Annotated in this window: 9 protein-coding genes and 6 pseudogenes; 2 read left to right on the forward strand and 13 right to left on the reverse strand. The window is 56.1% G+C overall.

The window, feature by feature from the left end; genetic code table 11:
- Nucleotides 1-37: 37 nt before the first annotated feature.
- The 3 genes from ntrC to dusB are packed head-to-tail and all read right to left on the reverse strand — an operon-like array spanning nt 38 to nt 3,602.
- Entirely contained in the window at nt 38-1,486 is a 1,449-nt protein-coding gene (gene ntrC, locus PSQ19_RS04020; RefSeq protein ID WP_282219719.1) for a nitrogen regulation protein NR(I), read from the reverse strand.
- Nucleotides 1,486-2,604 carry a two-component system sensor histidine kinase NtrB gene (locus PSQ19_RS04025; protein ID WP_282219720.1) on the reverse strand — a complete coding sequence of 373 codons (1,119 nt, stop codon included), beginning with the start codon at nt 2,602-2,604 and terminating at the stop codon, nt 1,486-1,488. The genes ntrC and PSQ19_RS04025 overlap by 1 nt, the downstream gene beginning before the upstream one ends.
- Nucleotides 2,601-3,602 carry a tRNA dihydrouridine synthase DusB gene (dusB, locus tag PSQ19_RS04030; RefSeq protein ID WP_282219721.1) on the reverse strand — a complete coding sequence of 334 codons (1,002 nt, stop codon included), beginning with the start codon at nt 3,600-3,602 and terminating at the stop codon, nt 2,601-2,603. The genes PSQ19_RS04025 and dusB overlap by 4 nt, the downstream gene beginning before the upstream one ends.
- Before the next feature lie 175 nt (nt 3,603-3,777).
- Here dusB and PSQ19_RS04035 point away from each other — a divergent pair.
- Together PSQ19_RS04035 and PSQ19_RS04040 are read left to right on the forward strand one after the other, a co-directional pair.
- Nucleotides 3,778-4,964, forward strand: a pseudogene (locus PSQ19_RS04035) (bifunctional 2-C-methyl-D-erythritol 4-phosphate cytidylyltransferase/2-C-methyl-D-erythritol 2,4-cyclodiphosphate synthase).
- On the forward strand, nt 4,964-5,467 hold the full coding sequence (locus PSQ19_RS04040) for a CinA family protein (RefSeq protein ID WP_282219722.1): 504 nt from the start codon (nt 4,964-4,966) through the stop codon (nt 5,465-5,467). The pseudogene PSQ19_RS04035 and the gene PSQ19_RS04040 overlap by 1 nt, the downstream one beginning before the upstream one ends.
- A 5-nt stretch (nt 5,468-5,472) precedes the next feature.
- Here the strand turns inward: PSQ19_RS04040 and PSQ19_RS04045 are convergent, their stop codons facing one another.
- The 10 genes and pseudogenes from PSQ19_RS04045 to PSQ19_RS04090 form a co-directional block, all read right to left on the reverse strand.
- Nucleotides 5,473-5,889 (reverse strand): type II toxin-antitoxin system RatA family toxin, encoded by a 417-nt coding sequence (locus PSQ19_RS04045; RefSeq protein ID WP_282219723.1) that lies wholly within the window; start codon nt 5,887-5,889, stop codon nt 5,473-5,475.
- Between the two features lie 23 nt (nt 5,890-5,912).
- A pseudogene (gene lipA / locus PSQ19_RS04050) lies at nt 5,913-6,867 on the reverse strand (lipoyl synthase).
- A gap of 215 nt (nt 6,868-7,082) precedes the next feature.
- Nucleotides 7,083-8,524: pseudogene (gene lpdA / locus PSQ19_RS04055) on the reverse strand (dihydrolipoyl dehydrogenase).
- Nucleotides 8,525-8,553: 29 nt separating this feature from the next.
- Nucleotides 8,554-9,204, reverse strand: a complete 651-nt coding sequence (locus tag PSQ19_RS04060) for an SGNH/GDSL hydrolase family protein (protein ID WP_282219724.1) — start codon at nt 9,202-9,204, stop codon at nt 8,554-8,556.
- Between the two features lie 9 nt (nt 9,205-9,213).
- Nucleotides 9,214-10,552: pseudogene (locus PSQ19_RS04065) on the reverse strand (pyruvate dehydrogenase complex dihydrolipoamide acetyltransferase).
- A 12-nt stretch (nt 10,553-10,564) separates the two neighbouring features.
- Nucleotides 10,565-11,957: pseudogene (locus PSQ19_RS04070) on the reverse strand (pyruvate dehydrogenase complex E1 component subunit beta).
- Between the two features lie 99 nt (nt 11,958-12,056).
- Nucleotides 12,057-13,076 (reverse strand): pyruvate dehydrogenase (acetyl-transferring) E1 component subunit alpha, encoded by a 1,020-nt coding sequence (gene pdhA / locus PSQ19_RS04075; RefSeq protein WP_282219725.1) that lies wholly within the window; start codon nt 13,074-13,076, stop codon nt 12,057-12,059.
- 140 nt (nt 13,077-13,216) lie between these two features.
- Nucleotides 13,217-13,537 carry an FtsB family cell division protein gene (locus tag PSQ19_RS04080; RefSeq protein WP_282219726.1) on the reverse strand — a complete coding sequence of 107 codons (321 nt, stop codon included), beginning with the start codon at nt 13,535-13,537 and terminating at the stop codon, nt 13,217-13,219.
- A gap of 141 nt (nt 13,538-13,678) precedes the next feature.
- Entirely contained in the window at nt 13,679-13,975 is a 297-nt protein-coding gene (locus PSQ19_RS04085) for a Dabb family protein (protein ID WP_282219727.1), read from the reverse strand.
- Nucleotides 13,976-13,994: 19 nt separating this feature from the next.
- Nucleotides 13,995-16,253 (reverse strand): annotated as a pseudogene (locus tag PSQ19_RS04090) (NADP-dependent malic enzyme); the annotation flags it as partial.
- Nucleotides 16,254-16,264: the final 11 nt, after the last annotated feature.

The following is a 16,264-nucleotide window of genomic DNA, read 5'->3' on the forward strand; positions in this document are numbered from 1 at the left end:
ACAAGATAAACTTGCGCCGCCTCAATAGTGACGCGCATCAATGGCCGCGTCGGCTATGTTTGACAATTTCGATGCTGTGGACCCGGATTTTCTTGCGCAGGGTATTGCGATTGAGCCCTAAAAGGTCTGCGGCCTTGATCTGGTTGCCGCCGCACGCGTTAAGCGCCATGGCGATAAGCGGCGCCTCCACTCGGTCGAGAACCCGTTGATAGAGGCCAGCGGGCGGCAGGTTGGGCTCGTACTCGCCCAGCATCTGACCCACATGGGCTTCCACCGCCACCGACACATCGACAACGCCATTGCTCGAACTGCCGGTCGGGCGGTCGGTGATATTCAACTCGTTTTGGACAATCTCAACGGAGATACGTTCATCCGCATAAAGTGCTGATAGTCGCCGGACCAGGTTTTCAAGTTCGCGCACATTGCCCGGCCATGCGTAGTTCTGCATCAGTTTGATCGCCTCCGGCGTGATAGCCTTAACCGGTTCACCATCTCGCTGCGCCACCCGCAAAAAATGCAAGGCCAGATCGCCGATATCGTCCACGCGCTCGCGCAGTGGCGGCAAACGGATGGGCACGACGTTCAGGCGATAATACAGGTCTTCACGGAACAGTCCCTGACGGATCATTTGCCCCAGATCTCGATGGGTGGCGGCAACAATGCGGACATTGGTCTTTATGGCAGTGCGCCCCCCGACCATGGTGTATTCGCCTTCCTGCAGCACGCGCAGCAGTCGCGTTTGGGCATCCATTGGCATATCGCCAATTTCGTCGAGAAACAGCGTACCGCCTTCTGCCTGCTCAAATCGACCGGACGAACGTGTATTTGCGCCGGTAAAGGCACCTTTCTCATGGCCGAATAACTCCGCCTCGATCAGATCGCGCGGTATCGCCGCCATGTTGATCGCCACGAAAGGACCATTGCGGCGTTTGCCAAAATCATGAAGGGCGCGCGCTACCAGTTCCTTGCCCGTGCCACTCTCACCGGTGATCATCACCGTCAGGTCGGTTTGCATCAACCGCGCAAGCGCCCGGTAGATTTCCTGCATGGCCGCCGACCGACCGACCAACGGCATGGTGTCGGCTGGCTCATCGCCACTACGTTGGCCCGTCGTCGGCTTCCTGACGTCCGCCAGAGCTCGAGCAACGACCGAAAGTACCTCGGTAATGTCAAACGGTTTTGGCAGATATTCATAGGCGCCGACCTCGTTGGCGCGAATGGCGGTCATAAATGTGTTTTGCGCACTCATGACGATCATTGGTAGGTCGGGGCGTAACTTCCTGATCTTGGGCATGACTTCGAATGCGTTGCCGTCAGGCATTGCCACGTCGGTTATCAATATGTCGCCTTCCCCACGACTGACCCAGTTCCACATCGTCGATATGTTGCCCGTTGGTCTAACCTCGTAGCCCGCGCGGGTCAGCGCTTGGTTGAGCACCATACGGATCGCCGCATCATCATCGGCTAGTAGCACCACCTGGCTCATCAGGATGCCCCTAATAGGGCTGGTATGGGTGATGACTGCTTGGCGACTGGTAGCAATATCCTCAGACGCGTGCGGCCCGGTCGGCTGTCACAGTCGATTACCCCACCGTGATCACCCACGATCTTGGCAACGAGCGCCAACCCAAGTCCCGAACCATTGGCTTTGGTGGTCACGAACGGATCGAACAGAAATGGCAGTACGTCGGGCGGAACGCCCGGCCCGTTGTCTTCGATGACAATTTCCAATGGCAGCGAAATACGTTCTGACACGCCGGTTACTGCAATGCGGATGCCCGGCCGAAACGCGGTTGATAGCTTGATCTCGGGCGCCGACGTTTTCTCAAGGGATTCGGCCGCATTTTTTACCAGATTCAGCATCACCTGAATTAGTTGGTCTCGGTGACCGATCACCGGCGGCAGTGAAGGATCGTACTCTTCAACAATGTTGATGCCGCGACCAACACCATTGCTGGCGAGCAATTTTACCCGATCCAGAATGGCGTGAATGTTGATTGGCTCACTCTCAAGCGGTCGGTCGTCGCCAAACACCTCGACCCGGTCGAGCAGTCCTACGATACGGTCTGTTTCTTCCCGTATCAGGCGCGCCAGCACTATTTCCTCGCTCGATACGGTTTGCTCGAGAAGTTGAGCCGCACCGCGGATGCCGGACAGAGGGTTCTTGATTTCGTGAGCCAGCATTGACGCCAGGCCGGTCACGGACCGCGCAGCGCCACGTGAGACCATCTGCCGGTCAATCTTGTCCGCCATGGTGCGTTCCTGAATCAGCAGAACGACGCCGCTGTCATTGTCGGCAATGGGCGTAGCAAAAACGTCCGCAATTCGCTCATCGCCAAATCGAGACGAGCCGATGCCGACTCGATACTCTGCCATCGGCGCCCGACGGGTCAGCACCGTTTCGACCAATCCGATGACGGGGGAGCCAAACGCCACGAGATCATCGAGTTTCTGGCGACACAGTACACTCATCGAGGCGCCAAAAAACGACTCGGCAGCATAGTTCACAAAGATAATCTGGTGATCTTCTGAGCAAACGACTATCGGCTGTGGTAACGACTGCAATACAGCCAGCGCGGGTATGGGTTCCCCGACAATTTTCATGCCGCAGCCCTCCAGTCGCCAGAGTAAAATTGCTTGATCATAGCCACGACTTCCCGAGGCTGATCGCAATTGAGCAGGCGTGAGCGGTCCGATTTTTCCAGCACCATGCTGCTGGCCATCAGATACCAATCAAGATGTTTGCGTGCAGCGCGCAAACCGATACTAGTGCCGTACTCGACCAGAATTTCTTCATAGTGCTCCCGCACCAAATCAACCAGATCCGCCCCCTGTGGTCTTGCTGGCGCAGTGTAGCCTGCCAATTGAGCCCCTATCTGGCCAACGAGCCAGGGCTGTCCTTGTGCGCCGCGTCCAATCATGACCGCCGCTGCACCCGATAGCGACAACGCCTCGCGTGCCGAGTCCACCGAGGTGATGTCACCATTGACAACGACCGGCACGTCAACCGCGTCAACAACGTCACGAACCGGCGCCCACCGCGCCGTACCCTTGTAAAACTGTTTCCGCGTGCGACCATGAACCGTAATCATTTGGGCGCCTGCATCGACGGCCCGGCGCGCCATCTCGGCCGCATTGAGACTATCATCGTCCCAGCCCAGCCGCATCTTCACCGTGACAGGAAGCGGCGTGGCACTCACAACCGCGTCGACGAGTGCCATGGCCTGGTCAGGCACGCGCATTAGCGCCGATCCAGCATAACCGTTGGTTACACGCTTGGACGGACAGCCGAAATTGATATCGATAATGTCAGCCCCTGCGTCGTGGGCAATCTCGGCACCAAGCCTCATCCACCGCCCTTCGCAGCCCGCCAATTGGACAACGTGGGGCAATGCACCGGCATTGCCCAGTTTACGCACCATTTCATTGTGTCCGGTTCCAAGCGCGGCACTGGCGATCATCTCCGACACCACCAGCCCAGCGCCAAAACGCGCGGCAATGCGACGAAATGGGCGATCGGTGATACCGGCCATCGGCGCCAAAAACGCCGTATTGCGGGTATTTTGATTGCCAATTCGCAACTGATGGGCGTGGTCGGACACATTTGCCCCTAAATTAACCAGATTCAGACATTGCCTGCACAATAGTCAAAACGCAACCTCATGCAACTGCTTTACGCAGATCGCAGTCGCCACGCTGATGGCAACGCTTGCCCGCAACTGGCGCTAGGGCTAGACCATTTGAGTGTGACATTTTCGTGTGCGGGTGCGACCCTATATGCCTTCAAAATCAATAGCCGTGATTGTAGTAGCTGCCGGTCAGGGCGAACGGGCAGGCAACACGGCAACCTCGCTTCCCAAGCAATACCGGCCGGTCGCTGGTATTCCCATGCTCGCCCGCACCATCATGACGTTTCTTGAACTGCCCCAAATCAGCACCGTACTGACTGTCATCCATCCTGATCACGCAAAGCATTATGCCGATCTTGGACTTGATGATCCGCGTCTTGAGGCGCCAGCAATTGGAGGGGCGACGCGGCAGGCGTCTGCAATGGCGGGATTGCAGACATTGGCCAAATCCCCGCCGGACCTCGTCCTCATACACGATGCCGCCCGTCCCTTTGTTGAACCATCATTGGTCAACGCCGTCATCGACCAGCTTGCCGTACACGAGGCCTGTCTGCCTGCTCTGCCGGTCACCGACACAATTAAGCGGTCCGACGGACAATTGGTTTTGGCGACAGAAGACCGAAAAACCATTTTCGCGGCTCAAACACCGCAAGGGTTTCGTTTCCCGGCAATTTTCGCGGCGCACCGGCGCGCGAGCGAAAATCCGCACCAGTTTACAGACGATGCGGAAATCGCCGAATGGGCAGGTCTGCGAGTTGCAGTCACGCCGGGTAGTTCCCGGAACATCAAGATTACACTCCCCGAAGATTTTGACCGCGCCAACAATGTTATCGAGACCGCAATGCAAATGGAAACCCGTATCGGCACTGGATTCGACGTGCACCAATTTGAACGTGGGGACTCCGTGTGGCTGGCCGGTATCGAGGTTCCTCATGATCGCAAACTCAAGGGTCACTCCGATGCTGACGTTGCGCTCCATGCGCTCACCGACGCCATCTACGGAGCGTTGGGCGAGGGCGACATCGGCACCCATTTCCCCCCAGCGATGAGCAATGGCGTGGGGCTGCCTCCCACATATTCCTGCGCCATGCCACTGATATGATCGCCGAGCGGTCTGGTCGCATTGTCAATCTGGACGTGACAATCATTTGCGAACGGCCCAGAATTGGTCCCCACGTTGCAGCGATGTGCGCAAATATTGCTGAAATCTGTCGAATTTCAACAAGACGTGTCGCGATCAAGGCAACTACCAGCGAACAGCTGGGCTTCACCGGGCGCGAAGAAGGAATTGTTGCGATGGCAAGTGCTAGCATCGAATTGCCGAGGATGGATTGATGGCCAAAAATCCTTCAACTGCGTTGGCGCAACAACTGGTAAAGCTTCTCACTGAATCAAAACAGACTGTTGTGACAGCCGAAAGTTGCACCGGGGGCTTGGTGGCCGGTGCGATTACCGAGGTACCCGGCGCCTCAACGGTGCTCTATGGTGGCTTCATTACCTACGCAAACACGGCTAAAACCCGCATGATCAGGGTCCCGGCGCGCCTCATTCGCGATTTTGGCGCCGTGTCCAATCAGGTCGCGCGCGCCATGGCGGACGGCGCCCGAAATACCGCCGGCACCGACTTTTCTATCGCTGTAACAGGCGTGGCGGGGCCCGACGGTGGCACCGACAAGAAACCTGTTGGTCTTGTCTATATTGCGGTGTCGTCTGAAAGCGCTACCTTGGTTACCGAGAACCGATTTGGTGATCTTGGTCGCGACCAAATTCGTGATGCCAGCGTCACCGCGGCGCTCAAATTGATGTTACAGGTATTGGACCAGCCTTATGTTCTGTAGTGGGTTCAGACTCCATAACGTCGGTCGGCCTCATCGGCGAACGCACGCATGATCTCGTCCTGCTTGGCAGCAAACGCCGGTTCTGCAACCGCTGCGACAAGCGGATTGGATATCTTGAAATCGATCTCGAATTGCACGCGCGTCCCCATGCCTTCAGGTTCGAAACGCCACTCACTGTCAAGATAGGCAAATGGCCCGTCAACCGCCCTGGCCGTAATTGTTCTCTTGTCGGGGTCGGCAACAACACGACTGGTGTAGGCCTGGGTAATGGGACCAAATGACAGGGTCATTTTGGCAAGTTTGGTATTGTCCCCCGCCGTTGGATCGGGTTTCACCTCCATGGCTTTGCAATTAGGCACAAAGCGGGGATAGTCACTCAGTTCGGAAACGATGTCGAACATGCGGTCTGGCAGATGCGGCACGTGCCTTTCAAAATACCGCTTCATCAGTGCCCGTGCTTTGCCAATCGAGCAGCCTTGAGACGGGCGAAATCCTCTCCCGCGTGATGTGATGACCGCGTCAACGGGCTGGATGAGACTAGGGAAAATCCCTTGGCGCTGGCCACCGTCGCATAAGACTTGAATGCCACCGGTGTCACAAATTCAAGCACTGGGTGGTGCTTTTTGGTCGGTTGCAAATATTGCCCGATGGTCAAAAAATCGACATCGGCACTGCGTAGATCGTCCATGAGCCTGCAACACTTCGTTGCGCACCTCGCCGAGCCCCACCATGATCCCAGACTTGGTGAACATGGTTGGATCGAGTTCCTTGACCCGCTGCAGCAGCCGGATCGAGTGGAAATAGCGCGCGCCGGGGCGCACCTTCAGATATTTCGATGGTACTGTTTCGAGGTTGTGATTGAAAACGTCCGGTTTTGCAGCCACGACGATTTCCAGGGCACCATTCTTGCGTAAAAAATCTGGCGTCAGAATTTCGATTGTTGTTGCTGGGTTGCGCGCGCGTATGGCGCGAATGACTGCGGCAAAATGCCGGGCGCCACCATCCTCGAGATCATCGCGGTCGACCGATGTGATCACAACATGTTGCAAGCCAAGTTTTTGCACTGCATCGGCAACCTTGGCAGGCTCGTCGTTATCCAACGGCCCCGGCAGTCCCGTGCGCACGTTGCAGAAGGCGCAAGCGCGTGTGCAGATCTCGCCCATGATCATGAACGTTGCGTGTTTCTTGGACCAGCACTCACCGATATTGGGGCACCCGGCCTCCTCGCATACCGTTACCAGTCCGTGCTCGCGCACGATCCGCTGCGTTTCCTTGTAGACCGGCGAACCGGGCGCCTTGACGCGTATCCAGTCTGGCTTGCGCAACACCACACTGTCGGGACGATGCTGTTTTTCCGGGTGGCGCGGACGCGCTACCGTGCTGTCGATCAGTGTGACCACGACATGTCCTAACCTAGAGCGTCGCGCGGAAATGTGGGAACCGTTATTCCGCAATAAACGACGCGACAACAAAACTCGAGCGCAAGTTCCGGTTCTATCGGAACGCTCAGCGCTCTAAACGCTCCGACACGTCACCAAGCGACCGTATCAATTGCCTCCCATATTGCCCGCCAGTGCCCTTGGTTCAACCCCGGCGAACGATGGGTGGCCATGCACTAGATATTCAACGCCCGCCCGTAGGCATCCAGCACGCTTTCCTTCATTGTTTCCGAAAGCGTTGGATGGGGGAAGATTGTGTGGATTAGTTCTTCCTCGGTGGTTTCCAGATTCATCGCGATGACAAAGCCCTGAATCAGTTCGGTGACTTCCGCCCCCACCATATGCGCGCCTAGCAACTCTCCGGTCTTCGCGTCAAAAATGGTCTTGACCAATCCGTCGGATTCGCCCAGCGCAATGGCTTTGCCATTGCCGACAAATGGAAAACGTCCCACCTTGATCTCGCGGCCGCTTTCTTTGGCCTTTACTTCGGTCAGACCGACGCTCGCAACTTGCGGTTCACAATAGGTACATCCCGGAATTTTGGTCTTATCGAGCCCATGGACCTTCTGACCGGCAATGGTTTCCACCGTTATCACTGCTTCATGCTCAGCCTTATGGGCCAGCATTGGTGGTCCGGCGACATCGCCAATAGCCCAAACGCCGTCTATATTTGTGCGACCATGTCCATCAACGACAATGGCACCGCGATCAATCTTCACCCCAATCTTTTCCAGCCCCAGGCCTTCGGTATTACATTGCACACCAACAGCCGAGATCAGCTTTTCACCCGAAATCTTTTCGCTCTTGCCTGACTTCAGGCTCAACATGGGCTATGACGCCGTCCTTGGTCTTTTCGACCTTTGTGACCTTTGTGTCAGTCAAAATCTTGATGCCGCGCTTTTCAAGTCGCTTGTGCGCCAGCGCCGAAATTTCCGCATCCTCGACCGGCATTATTTGCGGCAAGAGCCTCGATAATTGTCACCTCGGCACCCATCGAACGATAGAAGGAGGCAAATTCAACTCCGATAGCCCCTGAGCCCATGACGACCAGCGATTTCGGCATCGCGGCAGGCTTCATTGCCTCAAAATAGGTCCAGATCTTGTCGTCATCAGGTTCGATCCCCGGCAATACGCGTGGACGAGCGCCAGTCGCGACAATAATGTTCTTGGCCTTGTAGGTGCCCTCACCCAATGGTTTTTTCGGCACGGGTCCCTGCGGCTCGACAATTTTCTTTTTGGTCGGCGCGACCTTGATCTCACCTGGCTTGGTAATGATCGCCTCGCCCCAGATAATGTCGACCTTGTTCTTTTTCATGAGGAACTGAACACCGTTGTTCATCTGGGCCGCGATGTCGCGTGACCGCTTGACGATGCCATCGACATCAAGACCGAACTTTTCCGCGGTCAGTCCGTAATCCTTGGCGTGGCTCATATGTCCGTAGATTTCGGCCGTACGGAGTAAGGCCTTGGTGGGAATACACCCCCAATTTGAACAAATGCCGGCCATATGCTCGCGTTCAACGATGCCCACTTTCAGGCCCAGTTGTGCGCCGCGAATTGCCGCGACATAACCGCCGGGTCCAGCACCGATAACAAGAAGATCATATTGGTCAGCCATGCGGGCCTCCAGAAGTCGATTATGTAGGATCAGAGATCCAACAGGGATTTAACCAACGGCACAATGGCGACGCCGATTGCTTTGGTATTTGCTGCATCCAGATGCACACCATCAGCCGGATCGGCCACGGCGACCTTGGCTGCGTCGAAAAAGGCGACGCCCTCCTCTTCAGCACGCCGACGATAATGAGCAGCAAATTGTGCAGATTGCTCACGCGCGTGCTCGAACCCACCAAAATGCCCCATCATCTCGGCATTATCGCTGTTACACACCAATGGCGGCGACATAATCAGGATTTTGGGAATCGTTTCACCGACGCCGGCAAAATGTCCGCGAACGATCTGAACCAGGCGACGCACTCCAAATGAAGCCTGTCCGGCGCTGCCGCTGACATAGGGCTTGATGTCGTTGGTGCCCAACATGATGATGACCAGGTCGAGCGGCGCGTGGCTCGCCAACAGGGTTGGCAATAGCCGCGCCCCATTTCGGTCGGCATTGGCGCCCCAGTCATCACAAATCGTGGTTCGGCCGCCAAGACCTTCGGCAATGACTCTAGCCTGACCGACCAGGGCACTCTCAAGGGCTCCGGGCCAACGATCTTCATGCGCGTGACGTTGCCCGTCGGGTTGCGGATTGGCGCCGAAGGTTAGGCTGTCGCCAAAGCAGAGTATGGATTTCATCCCCTGCCCCTAGGCCAACATCATGACGGGGTTCTCGATTAACCCCTTGAAAACACCCAGAACCTCGGCACCAAGAGCGCCATCGACAGCCCGATGATCGCACGATAGCGTTACGGTCATGAAGGTCCCCACCTTGACCTGCCCTTTGTCGGCATAAACGCGCTCGTCGCCCACGCCAACAGCCAAAATGGTCCCGTGGGGCGGATTGATCACCGCCGAAAAATGCTTGATGCCAAACATGCCAAGGTTTGATACCGCAGTGGCGCCGCCTTGATATTCGTGTGGTGCCAGTTTTTTGGATTTGGAACGGCCCGCCAAATCCTTCACTTCATCCGAAATTTCGCGCAACGTCTTGGTGTCGCAGGATCTTACGACCGGCGTAAACAGCCCACCCGGCACGGCGACCGCAACCGCGACATCTGATCGCTTGTGGTAGAGGATCGAGATCTTCGGCCCATGTGGCATTGGCAAGCGGCACTCGCTGTAGCGCGACCGCCCAGGCCTTCATGACAAAGTCATTGACCGAAAGCTTGAAACTCGGCTTGCCCTCTTTCGATTTTGGCGCTGTCGCATTGATCTGTTCACGCGCCGCCAACAGGGCATCGATCTGGCAATCGAGTGACAGATAAAAGTGCGGGATCGTCTGTTTGGCTTCAGTCAGACGCGCCGCAACAACCTTGCGCATCCCGTCATTGGCCACAATCTCGTAACTGCCCTCGGGATAAAGCGCCATCACCTGCGCCTTGCTCATCCCACCTGCAACTGTGGCTCCAGTGGGCGCCGAAGCGCTGGCTTTGGTCGCCCCTTTGCCGGATTTGGCCGCCTCAACGTCCGCCTTGATGACGCGCCCGTGCGGGCCCGAGCCCGCGATCGAAGCTACATCAAGACCGGCTTCCTTTGCCAGACGACGCGCCAGAGGCGACGCGAACACTTTTTCGCCCTCTGCTCTCGGTGCCGCTGCCTTTGGGGCGGTGCTAGCAGATGGTTGTGTAGAGGCCTTTTCGCCAGACTGCGGCGTCTCTGCCTTTTGGGTTTCCGCTTTGGAGGAAGGGGCCGGTTCGGGCTTTTTAGCGGTGGCTGAGGACTTAATGTCGTCAGCGCTCTCGCCTTCCTCCAGCAACACGGCAATCACGGCATTCACTGCAACATTGTCTGTACCCTCGGCCACGACGATTTTGCCAATCTTGCCCTCGTCCACAGCCTCAACTTCCATCGTCGCCTTGTCGGTTTCGATTTCGGCGATGACATCACCAGAGGAAACGCTATCGCCCTCCTTGACGTGCCATTTGGCGAGTTTGCCTTCCTCCATGGTCGGGGAAAGCGCCGGCATGGTAATTTCGATCGGCATCAAAACTCTCCCTTACGAACGGTAGGTTACGGCATTGACCGCCGCAATAACGTCATCGACATGGGGCAGCGCCAGCTTTTCAAGATTGGCTGCATAAGGCATCGGTACATCCTTACCTGTAACCCGCATTACCGGGGCATCCAGATAGTCGAATGCCTGCTCGTTCACCTGAGCAGAAATCTCGGCCCCGATACCCCCCTGCGGCCAACCCTCCTCAACAGTCACCAGGCGTCCGGTCTTTTTGACCGAGGCAATGACACTGTCGATATCCATCGGACGCAACGTACGCAAATCGATTAATTCAACATCAACCCCAGCCGCGACGAGTTTCTCGGTTGCCTGGGTTGCATATCGCATACCCATCGAAAACGAGACAATGGTCACGTCGGCGCCCGTTCGGGCAATGCGCGCCTTGCCAATCGGCAACACGAAATCATCGACTTGGGGCACTTCACCCGTCGAGCCATACAAAATTTCGTTCTCGAGAAACACGACCGGATTGGGTGATCGGATCGCGGCCTTGAGCAAGCCCTTCGCGTCTGCCGCGCTATAGGGCGCGATCACGGTCAATCCTGGCACATGAGAATACCACGCCGAATAATCCTGACTGTGCTGCGCACCAACGCGTGAGGCCACGCCGTTAGGACCACGGAACACTATCGGCGCGGCAACCTGTCCGCCCGACATGTATAATTGCTTGGCGGCAGAGTTGATAATTTGATCAATCGCCTGCATGGCAAAGTTCCATGTCATGAACTCGACCACCGGCTTCAGGCCGGCGAATGCGGCCCCGATCGCAAGACCGGTGAACCCATGCTCGGTGATGGGCGTATCGACCACCCGCTCTGCACCGAATTCCTCAAGCAGGTTCTGCGTAATCTTGTAGGCGCCCTGATACTCGGCCACCTCTTCGCCGATAATGAAAACGTCCTTGTCGCGGCGCAGTTCCTCCGCCATTGCTTCATTCAAGGCCTGCCGAACCGTCATCTCGACCATCTCGACGTCGTCGGGAAGATCGGGATCGCTGTCGGGCACAAACTTTGGCGCTGCCGCAGTCTCTTGCAGGCTCGGCGTCGTCACCATTGTGAGCATTGTCAGCATTTGCTGCTGGCGCTTCCGCAGGTTCAGGAACCGTTTCGGCCACCTTCAGGTCTTCCGCCTTCTCACCCTCGACAAGGACTATGGCTATTGGCGTATTGACCTTGACGTTGTCGGTGCCTTCCGACACCAGCAATTTATTGACGATGCCGCTGTCCACTGACTCAACTTCCATCGTGGCTTTGTCGGTCTCGATCTCGGCCAGCACATCACCAGGTGAAACACTGTCACCCTCTTTGACGAGCCATTTGGAAAGTTTGCCCTCTTCCATCGTCGGGGACAACGCAGGCATCAAGATATTTGGCATTCAACTCTCCTGCCGAAACGTCCGGGCATCAAGCGCATGGACGAGCGGGAACCGCAATTAATAGACAAACCAAAACGGAATATTCCGACACCAGATTCGCTACGCGCCAATCGTAATATCGGTCCACAACTCCGAGGCGTCCGGCTCAGGATCGTTCGTTGCAAAATCGGCCGCCTCGGTAACGATGGCGCGAATTTTGGTTTCGATTTCCTTGAGTTCCTCTTCGGTCGCGTGCTTCTCTTCAATAATACGCGCCTTGACCTGCTCGATCGGGTCGCGCTCCTGCCGGTATTTGGTCACTTCATCCTTGGTCCGGTATTTGGCCGGATCTGACATGGAATGCCCGCGATAACGGTAGGTCAGCATCTCAAGAATATACGGGCCCTTACCAGCACGCGCGTGCGCAATCGCCCGTTCAGCGGCGTCATGAACCAACCGGACGTCCATGCCATCCACCTGCTCGCCGGGAATGTCAAAAGATTGGCCACGCTGCGAAAAATCGGTGGTCGCCGACGAACGCTCGACCGATGTGCCCATGGCGTATTTATTGTTCTCGATCACATAGACCACGGGGAGGTTCCAGAGCTTGGCCATATTAAAACTCTCATAGACCTGTCCCTGATTGGCCGCACCATCACCGAAATAGGTGATGCTGACCGTATCGTCACCGCGATATTTGTTCGCAAAAGCCAATCCGGTTCCGAGCGATACTTGAGCGCCCACGATGCCATTACCGCCGTAAAATTTGTGCTCAAGCGAAAACATGTGCATTGAACCGCCCTTGCCGCCCGACAGCCCACCGGCGCGACCGGTCAACTCGGCCATGACCCCACGCGGCTCCAACCCCATCACCAGCATGTGCCCATGATCGCGGTAGCCGGTAATCTGCGCGTCCTCACCCTTCTTGGACGCCATGGTGACGCCGGTGACAACTGCCTCCTGACCAATGTATAAATGGCAAAATCCGCCGATCAGGCCCATGCCGTACATTTGTCCGGCTTTCTCCTCAAAACGCCGGATCAACAGCATCTCCTGATACGCTGCGAGTTCCTGCTCCTTGGTGAACTGGGGGGTATTTGATTGCGTCTTGGCATTGGTGGCCACAGCCTTACGCGCCATCTGTCACACTCCGGATCATTTGAGTTTACCGCAAGGCCAATCTGCCCCGTCGGCTCACCCTAACACAACCCCGAAATGGACAATAGCGATCATAAGTGCGCCAAACGATGGGTATAACGAGTTGTTATTAATCACATAATTCAGTTTAACTGATTTTCAGATAAAATTTGTGATGAACTCGATAATGGTTTACCTGTAGTCGGATCCACCAGTATGATTACGTCATTGGCATCGGCCATATTGAGCAACGCCCGAGCTTTCTCGGTAATAATATCAGGGTCAAGACGATCTGCATTGAGTAGCGTCGCTCGATGTCGATAAGAATCTATTTCCGCCTGAAGGGCCGCCGACTGTCCACTGAGTCGCTTGATGTCGACCAACATATCCTCGCGACTTTCAATGCCGTACTGTCCGCTGATGGCAGAAAACGCCAGATATCCCATAAAGCCCAGAAGCGCCATGGACAGAGCCAGCGGGCGCCAGAAGGGTGGACGTTTCAATCGGGTGGACATTGGCTATTACCGGCGTTGAATTGCCCGATTATTCACCACAATGCCTTAACGCCACGTTGCCTGAATGGCGTTTATCCCCCGACGACAAAATCAAGGCTCCATAAAGTCCTCAACCTCGGGCACCCATCGATTTTTAACAAAGGCGGCGTGATCGGGATGCTGGTTATAGGCCTCGTAGTCCGCCCGCGTCGCAAATTCCATCACGAAGCCAAAGCGATAATGGGCCTTGGGGCTGACTTGGTGCAGATTCTCAAACTCTAATACTCCGGGAATTTGCCCCAGGATCGACGCATCATGAATAAATGCCCTTTCCTGCTCGGACCCCTCGGCGTGCTTGAGCGTGAATACCACCGAATGACGAATTCGTGTCTCGGTCAGTGCTGACATCAATCAACCGTCCAAGGCTCAGCGAGTCCGTGGCGGCAATGGCCGCCACATTGACAATGCCTCGACTTGTGGTTGATGGCGTCAGAATATGAGCAGGCGCGCGCGGCCCCATCAAGATCGGACCGACTGACAGGCCATTGTTCATTTCCTTGAGCAGCGTCATCGACAGGTTGGCCGCATCAAGATTTGGAAAAATCAACAGATTGGCCTCGCCGTTCAAAATACTGTCTGGAATGTAGCGCTCGCGCAAATCCTGGTTAAGCGCCAGATCGCCCTGCATTTCTCCCTCGACAATCATATCAGGCGCAATTGCTTTCAACTTTTTATATGCATTTCGCATCTTGTACGCGCTGTCGCCATCGCGGGATCCAAAATTGGAATAGCTGAGTAACGCCACCTTGGCTTCTATGCTGAAGCGTTTGAGGTGATCGCGAGCCTGCAGCGCAATGCCAACGATTTCGTCTGGTGTAGGATCAAGATTTACATAGGTATCAGCCAGGAAAAATGCGCCATTTGGCATAATGAGCATCGACATAGCCGACACATCGCTCACACCATCCTGCAGCCCGATGATGGAGCGGATATCGCGTACATGCTTTATGTAGCGCCCTTGCAGACCGCAAATCAGGCCATCTGCCTCGCCGCGTTTAACCGCCAGGGCACCGATTACTGTGGTGTTGGTACGCACCACCTGACGCGCCGTATCTGGCGTCACCCCACTCCGGCCCACAACCGAGTGGAACAATGCCACATAGTCGCGATATCTCGGATCATCCTCGGGGTTGATGATCTCGAAATCTGTACCGGGGCGCAGATTGAGGCCAAATCGTTCAATTCTTGCCTCGATCACGGCGGGCCGACCGATCAAAATTGGCCGTGCGATATGATCTTCGAGCAACACCTGCGCCGCGCGCAATACGCGCTCATCTTCGCCATCGGAAAATACGATGCGCTTGTTCTGCCCTTGGGCCCGTTCGACAATAGGCTTCATCACCAAGCCGGAACGGAAGACGAAACGATTGAGCGTGTCGCCATAGGCCCGGAAATCTTCAATCGGACGACGGGCAACGCCGGACTCCATTGCGGCACGCGCCACCGCCGGCGCGATTCGCAAAATTAGCCGCTGATCGAATGGATTGGGTATGATGTGGTCCGCGCCAAATACGGCTGGCGAGCCTGACGGTGACACTTCAAGACCAGGCTCATGTGCAAGCCGGGCAATCGCCCTGACCGCTGCCAGTTTCATCTCTTCGTTGATGATCGTGGCGCCGACGTCAAGCGCCCCACGGAATATAAACGGAAAACAGAGGACGTTGTTGACTTGGTTGGGGTAATCGGACCGCCCGGTGCAAACCATGGCATCGGGTCGGGTTTCCTTCGCCAACTCGGGCATAATTTCAGGATTAGGATTGGCCAATGCCAGAATCAACGGGCGCGGCGCCATCACCTTCAACATTTCGGGCTTGAGAACGCCAGCCGCAGACAGCCCTATAAAAATGTCAGCCCCGTCGATGACCTCGGCCAACGTGGTTGCCTCACTCTGCCGTCGGAACTGTCCGCGCCATTTATCATTTACGTCATTGCGTTTGTGCGTGACCAGGCCATCCTTGTCCGCAACCCAGATACTGTCGTGACGGGCGCCTAGTGCCACGAGCACGTTCAGGCACGCGATCGCAGCAGCGCCAGCCCCGGACGCACAAATCTTGACCTCTTCGATCTTTTTGCCCGCCAGCTCGAGCCCGTTCATCACTGCCGCGCCGACGATAATCGCCGTACCGTGCTGATCATCGTGAAAAACCGGAATGCTCATGCGCTCGCGCAGCGCCTCTTCTATCTCAAAGCAATCCGGCGCCTTGATATCTTCCAGATTGATACCGCCAAATGTCGGCCACAGCGGCGCTACTACCTCTATGAATTTTTTGGGATCTGTCTCGTCGATCTCGATGTCAAATACATCAATGCCTGCAAACTTTTTGAACAGGACGGCCTTGCCTTCCATTACCGGCTTGGATGCCAGTGCCCCAATATTGCCAAGGCCAAGAACAGCGGTACCATTGGAGATAACGGCCACGAGATTGCCACGCGAGGTGTATTTGAACACCGCATCTGGCGCTTCGGCGATTTCTTCACACGGTGCGGCAACACCGGGAGAATAGGCAAGCGCGAGGTCCCGCTGGTTTCCCAATGGTTTGGTCGCTTGAATTTCCAGCTTACCCGGCTTTGGAAACTCATGGAAATGCAGCGCGGCGTCACGCAACGCCTTGCGCTGCTCAGTCATATCCGATGACA

The organism is Devosia algicola (genome assembly GCF_028816455.1).
GTDB lineage: Bacteria > Pseudomonadota > Alphaproteobacteria > Rhizobiales > Devosiaceae > Devosia > Devosia algicola.

Excerpts from the sequence above, each read along its gene's own strand:
- PSQ19_RS04040 (WP_282219722.1), top strand. The coding sequence starts at position 4,964 with ATGGCCAAAAATCCTTCAACTGCGTTGGCGCAACAACTGGTAAAGCTT.
- pdhA (WP_282219725.1), bottom strand. The coding sequence starts at position 13,076 with ATGGCGCGTAAGGCTGTGGCCACCAATGCCAAGACGCAATCAAATACC.
- PSQ19_RS04025 (WP_282219720.1), bottom strand. The coding sequence starts at position 2,604 with ATGAAAATTGTCGGGGAACCCATACCCGCGCTGGCTGTATTGCAGTCG.
- ntrC (WP_282219719.1), bottom strand. The coding sequence starts at position 1,486 with ATGAGCCAGGTGGTGCTACTAGCCGATGATGATGCGGCGATCCGTATG.
- PSQ19_RS04085 (WP_282219727.1), bottom strand. The coding sequence starts at position 13,975 with ATGTCAGCACTGACCGAGACACGAATTCGTCATTCGGTGGTATTCACG.
- PSQ19_RS04080 (WP_282219726.1), bottom strand. The coding sequence starts at position 13,537 with ATGGCGCTTCTGGGCTTTATGGGATATCTGGCGTTTTCTGCCATCAGC.
- PSQ19_RS04060 (WP_282219724.1), bottom strand. The coding sequence starts at position 9,204 with ATGAAATCCATACTCTGCTTTGGCGACAGCCTAACCTTCGGCGCCAAT.